The following is a 13,141-nucleotide window of genomic DNA, read 5'->3' as shown; positions in this document are numbered from 1 at the left end:
TCATGAAACACTATTTCTAAACCGACAGTATCAGCGTCTTTACTACTATATAAATACCTTTTTAAGTCTTACGTTTACGCATGTTACCTTTCTATTGTACGCATTTAATAGTATCAGTCAAATAATTTTGGTTAATGTTCAATAAATTTCTTAGTCTAAATCAATTATGCCACTAAAATATAAGTAACTTGTGCTAATTTTGCTACTTTAATTTTATTTTCGGCACTTTGCGCATCAGCTTCACTTGCAAACGTACCTGTTTTCACTCGAAACTTGTCTCCATCTTGCACGACGTATGCTATCCAACCAAAACGTATTTTCATAACTTCTACAACACTTTCTGCTCCTTTGCGATTGCTAAATGTACCTGTTAAAATACGATATTTTCTAGACGCAGTGCCAGTCTTCCTCCGCTGTACAGGCTCCGCATTCGCAACCATCTGCAAGAATTGCGACCAAGACACTCTACCATTACGTATATTGCGCGGACAATTCTTCCCACTAAAATAATTATGCTGTACAACATTACGAATTGGGATGTTTTCATCTTTCATAATTTTAGCAACAAGACTAGAGGCATTTTTCAATGCACTGTTGTAATTACCATCACTGTTCACACAAATTTCAACGTGAATCCCCTGATCATTACCAACTAAAGTTCCAGCTGCCCAACAAGCCCAATAGTGTTCGAATGATTGTACTGCTTCATTTGCATCCACTTGCCAGTGCCAACTAGCCGCCCTAATATTTCCATTAAATTGTAAACGTGCATGTGCATCAGCATCAGCACCAGCATTTGTATTATCTGTTTCATGTATAACGATATATTTTTTCGCATTATTTTTACCACTTGTAACTTTAGCTGCTTGCAAAGTTGATACCAATTTTTGGCGGATCGTTACCAATTACCCTCCTCCTTTCAAAAAGTTATTTTAAACCCCTGGCTAGTTAGCTGTTGTAAATACTGTAAAATAATAAAATAAAACCGAATACGAAAGCTGTAGTCGGGATGTAACGGCTTCTATTTACTTTTTTAAAATAACCCTCGTCTCAGCCGTAACCTTAACAACAATCATTTTCACAACTATAAAAATTGTTGTTGATTCTATATTATGCATCTCCCTAATCTCTTACTGTGCTTTTATAAGTAGTTAATTATTGATAGGAAGGTATCTATTTATGTCGTCACACGCTAATAAAATATCCAAGTTTTTATGTAATCCCCCAATTTCATATAGTGTTCATGATTGTTTACACGCTAATATGACAATCGTCGTAGAAATAGCAAATAACATAATTGCTGTATTAAATGTTCCTGACACTCCGTTCCCATCTCAGAGCATCATTACTATTAGGTTTTGAATTGTTAAAAAGCCTTAACTAACATACAATAGTTTTTATTACTCTAAATTAATGTAGAAGGTAAAAGGTGATAGTATGACAAAAAGTTTCAAAATTGAACTTCCAAAAGTTCCTGGTAATTTACAAAGCGGAGATTTTCAAGATATATATCAAGAAGATGAATATTATCTATCGAATTGTATTATTTCTAATGCTGAAGTTGAAAATGTGGAGATTGATAAAGCAGTTCTTTCTACAGTCCTTTTTAAAAATACAACACTCATTAATAGCCGTTTTGAAAAAGTAGACATGGTAGATATTATTTTTGAAAACTGCGATCTATCTAATGCATGTTTTAGAGAAGGTATCATTCACAGAGTTACGTTTAAAAATTGCAAATTAATGGGCGTAGATTTTTCACTAGCCACTCTTGCCAATGTTACATTTGAAAACTGCATGGCAAATTTCACTAATTTTGTAGAAGCGCGTTTAAAACAAGTTTTCTTCAATCAAACAGCGTTGCAAAGCTCTAACTATTACAATTGTGAATTCAAAAAGATAAAATTGGACAATTGCGAACTTAACAAAGCTGATTTTTATCAAACATCTCTTAAAGGTATAGATATTAGTACATGTACATATGAAGTACTTAATGTGACGCCAGAGAGTTTGGACGGTTGTGTAGTTTCTGCTGATCAAGCAATTGGCTTCTCGAAGTTACTTGGTTTGCAAGTGAAAGAATAGATGCGTTAAAGTAATTGAAGCAGGTTATACTAGCAATGCGCTTCTATTACTATTGAAGCTGATTTTTATGTAGTTCAACCTAAAATAGACGTAGACATAATTAATAAAATCGTTTTATCGAAAACAGAAATAAGGTGATGACCTAATGAGATGTATTATAGCTTGTAATAGGCAGTTACCGATTCGCTATTACCCATTACATCAATTATATTTCACAAGAGGCATTCACTGTCCAAAGGAAATTTCACTGCCCTTCTTTGTGAACGTTGAGTTAGATGGAAGCAATTATTCATTACTTCTTGAGTATCTCAAAGAAATAAATGGACAATATATCCAGTGTGATTTTCAAGTATATAGCGATGATTCTTACATCATCTCTTTCTTACAACAACATATCCCTAAAGTACACGTACAAGGAAAAGTACTGATGATTGAATTTTAAAATAGAAATTAAATGAATGCTAAAAATAGAGTTGGCTCTAAAAACCAACTCTATTTTTCATGTAGTATTGCAAGAGCCCCTTGTTTTTTATAGCCAATTAGAGTCATCCTACTGTTAATTTGACGTTCGAAATCAGTCCTTCTATAACCCATTTTTTCGTATAAATAGCACGTTCCTTTTCCTGTAATATCGTTTGGAGCTCCCATGTTTTGACCTCAGAGAATAAGTCTTCTGCTAATTTCATGGCTTTTTGTGTAATCCCCTTGCCTTGGTATCTTGGGAGAATAAAAATTGAGCTAATCCAGTTCCTATTATTTCGTTCTCATTTGATGTTAATTTCCCAATTAACTACCAAATGACGATTTACTATGTTACAATTTTTGTAAAGATTTATTTTTTAGTTAATTAAGAAAGAGAGGGGAAATTTGAATGGCCTATCTGAACGATTTACAGAATTTCTTAGACAGTAGTTCAATTGGGATTTTATTTGAACTCATATTGGTTACTACATGTATCTCAACGATAATTTTCTTTACAACTAAAAACCAATATATTTCTTATTTATCATCAGCACCGATATTTTATTTCATATCTAAAATGTTTTATCACAACACACATTTAATATTCATCATAATTACGATGACTGTCCAAGCTCTTGTTATTTTATTAATCCAAAAACAGAATAATTTAAATGAAGTAGCTTTAAAGAGCCAAACTCAAAAATTTTGATAAAGTCACTTTCATTATTAACAAGACTTGTGTGTATGATTGAATACCATATATGCAAGTCCTTTCGTTATTTTTTCACTCACTTGCAGGAACACTTCTATAGCTTCATACGAGGCTATGTACCCCTTCCATTAGACAACCTGTGTTTATTGAATCACTAGAATTTGAATCAACTCTAAAAATCTCTATAGTTGCTCTAAACGTTTCCACAAGATTGCATGATTCTCATTTTCCTAACAACCAATATGCTGCTTTGTTATCATTCCATTGTAGGAATAATTTCCAATCAGTTAAGTGAGAGGTAATTTAAATGGCTTTGTACAATACTTTAAAACAAGATATCAAAGAAAAATATAAAAAACATAACTTAGATAGACCTCTTATCGTCGCAATTGACGGATTAGGTGGTGCAGGAAAAACTACGCTAGTTAATCACCTTAAAAATGTAATAGATAATGTAGTGATTATTCATATTGACGACCATATTGTTGGAAGAGAAATGAGATATAATACAGGGTACGATGAATGGTTTGAATATTATCAGTTACAATGGGATACTACTTACCTAAAAGAGAGTTTATACGAAAAACTACATCAGAATGAAAAGCAATTACGTTTGCCCTTTTACAACAGAGAGGAAGATACCTCGACAAGCAAAACAGTTAACATACCAACTAATAGCATCGTTGTAATTGAAGGTATTTTTCTTTTGAGAGAAGAATGGAAAGCATTTTACGATTACATAATATTTATAGAATGCCCTAGAGAAGTAAGATATGAGCGTGTACTTCATCGTGACACATATATAGGCGACTTAGAAGAACGATTAAGAAAATACCAAAATAGATATTGGTTAGCAGAGGAATTTTATTTAGAAAAGGAAATGCCTTTAAAATTCGCTCATAGTATTCTACGAGTATAATGTTAATTTATACAATCCAATACCCTAGATCACATCTTACTCATGTTCATTCATATTTTTATTTTATTGACAATAGCAAATTTTTTCGAGTCTTCTGCTTTTCTATCCCTGTCATACCCTCCCTTGGCTTGTATTTTCCATCGACATTATAATCAGCAGGATTATCGCTAGGAGCATTTTCAGGGACATATTCATCGTTTGAACTATAATCATTCGGATCCTTAGACGGACTAAAGGGTCATTAATTAATTCCTCTTCCCTGTTAGGTGAACTCGTTTTGCCAGGTGCTTCTTTTAGATTTTCTAGTTCTATCGAAAGCAGTCTATAGTATTATACTTCTGCATTCTCTACAAGTGCTAAATTTTCTCCATTTATGTATATTGGATTATCAATTTAATACTTTTCAGTTTAGATAAGTATGTAATTTCAATTTACTTGATGTTCTCAAAGGATAACCTTTTTCTAAATCATACTAACCGTATGAGTACTAATGGCATAAACATCAAAGTCATTCAGGAGCAATTAGTACATGCTACGATTCGTGAAACGCCCAAAACTTATTATAAAAAAATACCCAACAAGCTCCGTTTTGTACGGTCACTCATTGGGTACTTCTCTAACCTAACTTTTCAGTTTGTGAACTTTAAAATTTATTCCAACTCACAAACCCTCGATACTTCTAGTCTTGGATCGCAGCTTCAAGTGCAATTACCATCATGTCATTGAACGTAGTTTGACGTTCTTCTGAAGTAGTCACTTCACCAGTAAGGATGTGATCGCTTACAGTTAAAACAGAAAGTGCTTTACGACCATATTTCGCTGCTAATGTGTAAAGTGCTGCTGATTCCATTTCAATCGCTAGCACTCCATATTTTGCTAATTTTTCATTTTGATTTTCGTCAGAGTAGAACGAATCTGCAGTGAAGATATTCCCAACTTTCAAGTTAAGATTTGCTTCTTTACCAGCATTATACGCTTTTAGAAGTAAATCAAAATCTGCTGTTGGTGCGAAGTCTATACCACCACCCCAGATGACTTGGTTCATACGAGTATCAGATGATGCTGATTGCGCTAAAATAACGTCACGTACTTTTACGTCTTTTTGAATTGCACCGCAAGTACCTACGCGGATTAACTTCTGTACGCCATATTCTTGCATAAGCTCAGTTGCATAAATCGAAATCGATGGAACACCCATACCAGTACCTTGTACAGAAACTCGTTTCCCTTTATACGTACCTGTATAGCCGAACATATTACGTACTTCGTTGTAGCAAGTAACATCTTCTAAAAACGTTTCAGCAATGTATTTCGCACGTAATGGATCTCCTGGAAGTAGAATCGCTTCAGCAATTTCTCCTTTTTTTGCATTAATATGAATACTCATACTGTAATCCCTCTTTTCTGTAATTTATCACTGTACATGATACTTTGTTTCAAACTTTTTCGCAACGATAGACGTCTAGCATCTAAAAAGAACATTATTAATTTTCAAGCTCTTTTTACATACTCTTCATATAAATCCCATAGTTTATCAAATGTTTCTGTCGTTAAATTTTCAGTAGCATACATTTCGATATAGGATGAAAGCTCGTTAAAATCCATGCATTGCTTAGGGAAATTATGCTCGTAGAACACTTCCTCTGCAAATCTTACTTTGGGATCTGACCAATCTCCTCCACGAAATGTTAATACAAATAAATAAAAGCTCTTTTTCATAAACGAAAAGTGCCACCCTTCATTTCTCAATATACTTTTCGTAAGTTTATCAGAAAAGAGGATGTTCGTCACAAAAAAATGAATTTCACTAAGAGGACATACGATGTGAAAACCTCTCACTATGTAATTATTACTTTTTTGCCCACCATTATACCCCTAAATGTCCACTTCAAATGGAAAAATGAAAATCAAATGGATTAATTTAGCATAATGAGATAAAATTAAACTTGACTAATCAAACATTAGGAAGGTGATGACAGTGCAAACCTTAAATAACAAACATAACGCAAAGAAGAAAAGCTCGTCTTTCTTTGGATCAAAAATACTTAGAAAAAAGACACCAAATGATCAAGAAACGACTAGACACAATCCCCCTCCTATGAAAAAGAAGCAACAACGCTTTTATCATTTAATTCGAGGAAAAGTACTCATTATATTTACACTTCTTATTTTTATTAATGCTGCAATGGGTACATTATCTTACGTAAATATTACGAATCTCCAACAGCAGATGGAGGAATTTACAGATAAAAACGTCCATGAACAGCTAACCGTCAACATGCTTGCGTACGAAATTTCGAGATTAACCAACTTAGAGCAGGCATATTTAATTACTGGAAGTGGTAGCTATTCAACTTCCTATAATATGAAAATTGATTCAATCAATAAGAAGATTCATTCTTTGCAAGAGAACTTTGCAGACCGTGATCTTGAACTAACTCATATGCAAGCAATCGATCAGTATTATAAAAACTACTTAGATTACTCCCAGAGGGTCATGAAAATGCGCGATGAACTTGGCCTTGAGCAAGCGCGTAAACTAATGATTGGCGGTAGTGGCGAATCTTCTAAAATCCATATCGATAATAACATCGAAGCAATTAATGCTATCATGGAAGATTCAAATAAAGCTAAATTAAGCACACTTCAAACACAAATTAATATTTCAATTACATCATTTTTTGTATTATCGATGATTGCCCTTATTACAACAATCGCATTTGGCTATATATTATTCAATTCACTAAAAAATAATACCCGTGCCATTAACCGTTCAATCCTTGATATTGCACAAGCAGGTGGCGATTTAACACGCCGTGTACCTGTTCATAACAATGATGAATTCTCGACCATCGCTATGTCAACGAATACTTTAATTGTTTCTATTTCAAACTTAATCAAACGAGTAAGCGAACTTGCGAATCATGTTTCCGGTAGTAGCCAAGAATTAATGGCACTTGCGGATGATAACGCTCGAACGATTCAAAACATTGCCGATGCAACGGCCGATATAGCAAGTGATAGTGAAAATACGATATTTAGCATGAATAGTGCCCAGCAAAAAATGTCTGATTTAGAGCACTCTATGCATACCCTAAACAAAAATGCCTTTGATGTACAGCAAGCTTCACTAGCAATGCAACAAGCTGCGGATGATGGTAGTCGCTCGATTCAGCAATCTACTGCAGTAATGCAATCTATTGAAGCAACGATGGCTTCTACATCGTCTACTGTCGAAGCACTTGGTCGTAAATCAGCTGATATTACATCTATTATTGGTACGATTACTGCCATTTCCGAACAAACTAATTTATTGGCGTTAAATGCTGCAATCGAAGCAGCTCGCGCTGGTGAACATGGTCGAGGCTTCGCTGTCGTTGCTGATGAAGTGCGTAAGCTTGCTGAGCAGTCACAAAAAGCAGCTCTGGAAGTTACGAATATCGTTACATCCATTCAAGATGAAGTTGTATCAATTATTGAACAAAACCAAACAGGTGTAACGTCCGTTATAAGAGGTGTTGATGTAACAAATGAAACAAATCAATCATTGTCAAACATCTTAGAGCAAACAAATCAAACGACAAAAATTATTGCCGCAATGGTAAAACAAATTGCAATGACACTTGAATATAGTAATGCTGTTTCAAGTGATTTCGTAAAGGTCAATGCTTTCGCGGAGCAAACAGCGGCAAATACAGTAACATCTGCAGCTGCTGCAACTCAGGGCTCTGCATCAATGCAGGAAATAAATGCTGCTGCAACCGAACTAGCTCACCAAGCCGATAGTTTACACAGTGTCGTTAGTGAGTTTAAAGTATAGTAATATTAAATGTCCCCTTTGTGGGGGCATTTTTTTGTTGAACTAAAGCCGTTTCCGGCGTGAAATCGAGCGTTCCAAAGGTACACCTGAGTATTTTACATATAAATAAAGAAAACGCCCAGGACAAAATGCTCTGGACGTTCAGTATTATTTAAACAAAGCTACGTATTCACCATAGCCTTCTTTTTCTAAGTCTTCTTTTGCGATAAAACGTAGTGATGCCGAGTTAATACAGTAGCGTAAACCACCAAGTTCTCTCGGTCCGTCTGGGAAGACATGTCCTAAATGAGAATCTGCCTCTTTGCTACGCACTTCTACACGGCGCATACCGTGGGACGTATCAAAATGTTCCACAACTTCTTCTTTGGCAATCGGTTTTGCGAAAGCTGGCCATCCGCAACCTGCATCGAATTTATCTCGAGAGCTAAAAAGAGGTTTCCCAGATACTATGTCTACATAGATCCCATCAGCAAATTGTTGATCGAACTCATTTTGAAATGGGGGTTCTGTTCCATTTTCCTGTGTAACATAATATTGCATATCGGTTAATTCTTTTAAACGTTTTTCTTTATTCATTTTCTATGCCCCCAGTGCTGTTCTTGAAACGCCTTACGACCCGAACCAACAGAATACCGCTCATAATGCGTCGGATTTTTCTTGTAATAGTGTTGATGATACGTTTCTGCCGGATAGAAGGTACTCGCTGGTAAAATTTTCACTGCAATCGGCTTGTCAAACTTGCCTGAAGCAGCTAAATCCGCTTTCGATTGCTCTGCCAGTTGTCGCTGTTCTTCATCATGATAGAAAATCGCAGTTGTATACGATTCCCCACGATCATAAAATTGCCCACCTGCATCCGTTGGGTCAATCAATGTCCAAAATGTTGCCAGTAACTGCTCGTACGAATAAACATCATCATCATATACTATTTGCACTGCTTCTAAATGACCTGTTGTTTCCGAACATACCTGTTCATACGTTGGATTTTCTACATGACCACCTGTATAGCCTGAAATGACTGCTTCAATGCCAGGCGTCTCATCGAAAGGCTTGACCATACACCAAAAACAGCCACCCGCAAATGTTGCGTATTTTGTTGCCATTATTCTTCACTCCCTATTTAGCTGGTACAATAATTTCAAGCAAAATTTTATCATTTGGTAAGTCTAACTCTTTTGCACGAACTCGAGAACCCGAGGCAATATTTACACGTGATAAGTCCACATAAATTTCAGCCTCATTCGGGTTCACCGTGATCCACGACGGGAATTCCACCGTATCCCGCATAATTTTCATCGTAGTCTCCGGTGGAATATTTAATAAACCGACGTTCATCCCCGTTTGTTTCAAAATAATGTTGCCACTTTCATCGACAATCGGTTCAAAATTCATGGTAATTGGAATTTCCGTATAAAAAACCGTCAATTTACTTTGAAGTTGAATATCATCGCCAACTGTAAAATCAATCGGTAGTGGTGAACCCATCGCTGCATCTTTTAAATACTTTTTCGAAATGGATTCAAATTCCTTTGTAGTTGTTTGAACAACAAGAACATTCCCTTCACTTTCATCATTTTCTGAACCCTTCGCTAAATTTACATCATCTACTGGTCTCGTAGCTAAATAAACGATGAGGATGATCGCAAAAAGCACCGTACCAGATAACGTAAAAAAAGCGATTTTCCATTTATTCATTTTGTCACTCCTCGAAGCCTATTTCCTGTTTAATCTTCTGTTCCATGTCACATAGTTCCATACTTGCAACAATTCGCTCTGTCATCTTATCGTAGCCCTTTGCATTGGGATGAAAGAAATCCGTATGATAGACGAGTTCTTCATTCGAATCGAATAAATCTTCCACTGACACATAGCAAGCATTGGTATCTTTACTCGCTATATTTTCTATCATGCGATTCCATTCGGTAATAATCGTATCGAATTCATTTGCTTCTTGTGTCACAATCGAGAATGGATTATAAAACCCAATGAGAAGCAATGGGACCGTTGGATTTTTTTCTCGAATGCTGGCAATAATTTTACTATAGCGTTCCTCATAAGCAAGTAATTCCGCATCAAAAGCATTGCGCTTTAAGTTGAATACATCTTTCTTGACGACCTTCATGACATCGTTGCCACCCATCGTCATCGAAATAAATTGTGCTTGTTGCAATTCTTCATCATAATGCCCTTTTTCTAACAATTTTAACAGCTGATCACTACGACGCCCTCTTTTTCCACGATTATCAATTTCGACCTCTGAAATCGAAGACCAAGTTTGCAGTGTCCCTGCTAATCTCCCAACATAACCGTCTTGACTGTACTCATCACCGACACCTTCCGTTAAAGAATCTCCTAGTGCCAAGTAATGCAGTTGCTTCGCTTGTTCCACATCCATATCTGGTGAATCTTCTGTTGATGGGTCAAAAAAATGCTCAAAAAATTGCGTCAATGCATTTGATGAGGTCTTACCCTCTTCTTGCACCTGCTCTACATTCTTTGTCTTTTCTTGTTCTGACGCTGTCTGTTCCTCTATTCGTTCAGTTTGAGGATCTGGTTCATCAATTGAAATGGCACAACCACTTAGTACTAAGACGATCAAACATGACAAGATACCTCGCCAAATGTTCATTTGACCACCTTCCATCATTTTGCTTTTATCTTTATTATAAATAGTTCATGCACGTATGAAAAGCCAGTTCCCTTAAAGAAGTTGAATAATTTTTTAAGTTAGACATATTATATGCTTCATGAAAAAGCTAGCACACCCGTAATCAGATGTACTAGCTTTTATAAATTTATTCTGCGAAATAAATAAAGCCAATCGCACCTGGGCCTGTATGTGTAGAGATAATTGGCGATGTAAAAGCAATCTCGACATTATTAAAACCAGTCTCTTCAATTAATGCTTTTAAAGGATTACCCATCGTTTTCAGACCGTCTGCATGTGAAATACCAACTGCCTTCACTGTTTTTCCAGCAGTATCTGCTTGGAACTGTTTAAATAGGTAGTTAACAACCTGCTTATGACTGCGTACTTTTGAAACAGGGTTGTACACCCCACCTTCCAAGTTCGCAATTACTTTAATATTAAGAAGTGAACCGATAAAGCCTCTACCTTTACCAATACGTCCACCCTTGATTAAGTTTTCAAGCGTATCGACAATTACATATAAATGTGTACCTGCACGTACTTCATCCAGTCGAGCAATAATTTCTTCCATAGTTGCACCAGCATCACGCATTTTAATGGCTTCGCGTAATTGAAACGCAAGAGCAAACGCAATAAAACTGGAATCAACAACTGTCACATCTGAATCTGTCATTTGTGCAGCTTGACGAGCAGATTCCACAGTCCCACTCATACCACCTGTCATATGGATTGAAAGAATTTGATCGCCATCTTTTCCAAGTTCATCGTACAATTCTTTAAATTTACCTGGTGCAGGTTGCGAACTTTTTGGCAATTCTTTGGCATCCTTCATTAAACCTAAAAAAGATTGAGGCTCTACATCAACCCCATCCGTATAAGTCTTTCCATCAATTTGAATCGTTAACGGCACAATATGTATACCATTTTTTTCTACTTCTTCTTTCGTTAAATCACTAGTTGAGTCCGTTACAATATGAATTCGTCTCATTTAGACACATCCTTTTACTTCGTTAAATATTATTATATCGGCAATAGTTTCCATATGCAATCATGACTTTTGCCATTTGGCATGCACACTTTTAGTTACTATCGTAGCCTTTTCCTTTGATACTATAGCTTTTTCTGTTTGTCTTGTCTACCAAACACCTTTATATAAGTTGGGAATCCTGTATGACACTTTTGACATGAAACACATGACAAATGTAAATAGTAGTTTGTTTGTTATTGGAGTATAGTAATAGTATGAACGAAAGGAGTGGAAATTATGATTGAATCATTTGATTATAAAACGTGGAAAGAAGAACTGTGGAATGCGATTACGCATGGAATAGGCTTTATTGTAAGTATCCCTGCACTTATTGCACTTATTTTAACAGGGATTCAAAATGGCAGTGCGCTCCAAATCACTACATTTAGCATTTTCGGTGCTTCGGTTATTATCCTGTTTTTAATGTCCACCCTGCTACATAGCATGCCGGAAAAATACAAACGCTTCTTTGCAATTCTCGATCATTCTTCTATATATATTTTAATTGCAGGTACGTACACACCCTTTTTACTTATTGCCATAGGTGGTACACTTGGCATCGTGTTACTCAGTATTATCTGGACACTCGCTATTCTTGGCGTTGCCTTTAAATGTTTCTTTATCGATCGTTTCGAAATTCTATCCCTTATTTTTTATATAGGAATGGGCTGGCTCATTATTTTTGCAGTGAAGCCACTTTATGCTTATCTTGGCTTTAATGGCTTTGCACTGCTGTTTGCTGGAGGTCTTTTCTATACAATCGGTGCGATATTTTACGCATGGCGCTCATTGCCCTATAATCACATGATTTGGCATCTCTTTGTATTAGCGGGCTGCGGCTCGATGTATGCGTGTGTATATCTCTATCTATAAAAAAATGCACGGTGTCTGTTCGCACCGTGCATTTCTTATTTCCGTTCAAAAATTAAGTATTGGAATGTATAGCCTTCCGGTACTGTAACTGGCTCTTGTGCCGAAACTTGGACAAATTCCGATTCATATTCAGGGAAAAAGGTATCTCCAGTAAACGAATGATGAATCGCTGTTACATAAAGTCGATCTGCAATTGGTAAAGCAAGTCGGAATATTTGCTCCCCGCCAATAATCATAATTTCCGGTACATCCCCGGCAAGTACAAGGGCCTCATCCAAACTCGCGACCGTTTCAATCCCGTCTGCCTGGTAACTTTCATTCCGTGTAATAATAATATTACGGCGTCCCGGAAGCGGTCTGCCGATGGATTCAAACGTTTTACGCCCCATAATAATAGGTTTGCCCATTGTTTGTTCCTTGAAATATTTTAAATCTCCTGGTAAATGCCAAGGCATACCGTTTTCATAGCCAATTACACGCTGTTCATCATGTGCCACAATTAAAGAAATCATTTTGTCCCTCCAAGTTGGAAATATAACTATATTATAAACTTAATTTTGCTTACTAACTGGTATATTTGCATCCATTTATAA

The 13,141-nt window shown here is 36.1% G+C and carries 15 protein-coding genes; 5 read left to right on the top strand and 10 right to left on the bottom strand.

The window, feature by feature from the left end; translation table 11 throughout:
• Positions 1-164: 164 nt before the first annotated feature.
• The gene (locus AEA09_RS07615; protein WP_053583265.1) at positions 165-905 is read right to left on the bottom strand and encodes an N-acetylmuramoyl-L-alanine amidase; all 741 of its coding nucleotides are present in this window, start codon (positions 903-905) and stop codon (positions 165-167) included.
• Positions 906-1,437: 532 nt separating this feature from the next.
• Between AEA09_RS07615 and AEA09_RS07610 the strand changes: the two genes are divergently transcribed.
• Both AEA09_RS07610 and AEA09_RS07605 read left to right on the top strand, forming a co-directional pair.
• The gene (locus tag AEA09_RS07610; protein ID WP_053583264.1) at positions 1,438-2,085 is read left to right on the top strand and encodes a pentapeptide repeat-containing protein; all 648 of its coding nucleotides are present in this window, start codon (positions 1,438-1,440) and stop codon (positions 2,083-2,085) included.
• 145 nt (positions 2,086-2,230) lie between these two features.
• Positions 2,231-2,527: a hypothetical protein gene (locus AEA09_RS07605; protein WP_053583263.1), complete on the top strand. Its 297-nt coding sequence runs from the start codon at positions 2,231-2,233 to the stop codon at positions 2,525-2,527.
• A gap of 103 nt (positions 2,528-2,630) precedes the next feature.
• Here AEA09_RS07605 and AEA09_RS19555 read toward each other — a convergent pair whose 3' ends face one another.
• On the bottom strand, positions 2,631-2,771 hold the full coding sequence (locus AEA09_RS19555; RefSeq protein WP_245622812.1) for a hypothetical protein: 141 nt from the start codon (positions 2,769-2,771) through the stop codon (positions 2,631-2,633).
• A 795-nt stretch (positions 2,772-3,566) separates the two neighbouring features.
• Here AEA09_RS19555 and AEA09_RS07595 point away from each other — a divergent pair.
• Positions 3,567-4,178, top strand: coding sequence for a kinase (locus tag AEA09_RS07595; protein WP_053583261.1), 612 nt, complete (start codon positions 3,567-3,569; stop codon positions 4,176-4,178).
• 679 nt (positions 4,179-4,857) lie between these two features.
• Here AEA09_RS07595 and deoD read toward each other — a convergent pair.
• A complete protein-coding gene (gene deoD, locus AEA09_RS07590) occupies positions 4,858-5,565 on the bottom strand; it encodes a purine-nucleoside phosphorylase (protein WP_053583260.1) in 708 nt (235 codons plus the stop codon).
• A gap of 104 nt (positions 5,566-5,669) precedes the next feature.
• Complete coding sequence (locus tag AEA09_RS07585; protein WP_053583259.1) at positions 5,670-5,897, bottom strand: YozE family protein; 228 nt, start codon at positions 5,895-5,897, stop codon at positions 5,670-5,672.
• Positions 5,898-6,156: 259 nt separating this feature from the next.
• Between AEA09_RS07585 and AEA09_RS07580 the strand changes: the two genes are divergently transcribed.
• On the top strand, positions 6,157-7,998 hold the full coding sequence (locus tag AEA09_RS07580) for a methyl-accepting chemotaxis protein (protein WP_245622811.1): 1,842 nt from the start codon (positions 6,157-6,159) through the stop codon (positions 7,996-7,998).
• A gap of 147 nt (positions 7,999-8,145) precedes the next feature.
• Here AEA09_RS07580 and msrB read toward each other — a convergent pair whose 3' ends face one another.
• The 5 genes from msrB to AEA09_RS07555 form a co-directional block, all read right to left on the bottom strand.
• Positions 8,146-8,574, bottom strand: coding sequence for a peptide-methionine (R)-S-oxide reductase MsrB (msrB, locus tag AEA09_RS07575; protein WP_053583258.1), 429 nt, complete (start codon positions 8,572-8,574; stop codon positions 8,146-8,148).
• Positions 8,571-9,101 carry a peptide-methionine (S)-S-oxide reductase MsrA gene (gene msrA, locus AEA09_RS07570; RefSeq protein ID WP_053583257.1) on the bottom strand — a complete coding sequence of 177 codons (531 nt, stop codon included), beginning with the start codon at positions 9,099-9,101 and terminating at the stop codon, positions 8,571-8,573. The genes msrB and msrA overlap by 4 nt, the downstream gene beginning before the upstream one ends.
• Before the next feature lie 13 nt (positions 9,102-9,114).
• The gene (locus AEA09_RS07565) at positions 9,115-9,693 is read right to left on the bottom strand and encodes a YpmS family protein (RefSeq protein WP_053583256.1); all 579 of its coding nucleotides are present in this window, start codon (positions 9,691-9,693) and stop codon (positions 9,115-9,117) included.
• A 4-nt stretch (positions 9,694-9,697) separates the two neighbouring features.
• Positions 9,698-10,627 (bottom strand): GDSL-type esterase/lipase family protein, encoded by a 930-nt coding sequence (locus AEA09_RS07560; RefSeq protein ID WP_245622810.1) that lies wholly within the window; start codon positions 10,625-10,627, stop codon positions 9,698-9,700.
• 166 nt (positions 10,628-10,793) lie between these two features.
• Positions 10,794-11,636 (bottom strand): DegV family protein, encoded by an 843-nt coding sequence (locus AEA09_RS07555; protein ID WP_053583255.1) that lies wholly within the window; start codon positions 11,634-11,636, stop codon positions 10,794-10,796.
• A 276-nt stretch (positions 11,637-11,912) separates the two neighbouring features.
• On the opposite strand from AEA09_RS07555, the gene trhA reads away from it, so the two are divergent.
• Entirely contained in the window at positions 11,913-12,548 is a 636-nt protein-coding gene (gene trhA, locus AEA09_RS07550; protein WP_053583254.1) for a PAQR family membrane homeostasis protein TrhA, read from the top strand.
• A 35-nt stretch (positions 12,549-12,583) separates the two neighbouring features.
• Here trhA and AEA09_RS07545 read toward each other — a convergent pair whose 3' ends face one another.
• On the bottom strand, positions 12,584-13,060 hold the full coding sequence (locus tag AEA09_RS07545) for a dihydrofolate reductase (RefSeq protein WP_053583253.1): 477 nt from the start codon (positions 13,058-13,060) through the stop codon (positions 12,584-12,586).
• Positions 13,061-13,141: the final 81 nt, after the last annotated feature.

The sequence above is a fragment of the Lysinibacillus contaminans genome, from assembly GCF_001278945.1.
Classification (GTDB): domain Bacteria; phylum Bacillota; class Bacilli; order Bacillales_A; family Planococcaceae; genus Lysinibacillus; species Lysinibacillus contaminans.
This window is presented reverse-complemented; position numbering and strand designations above follow the sequence as displayed.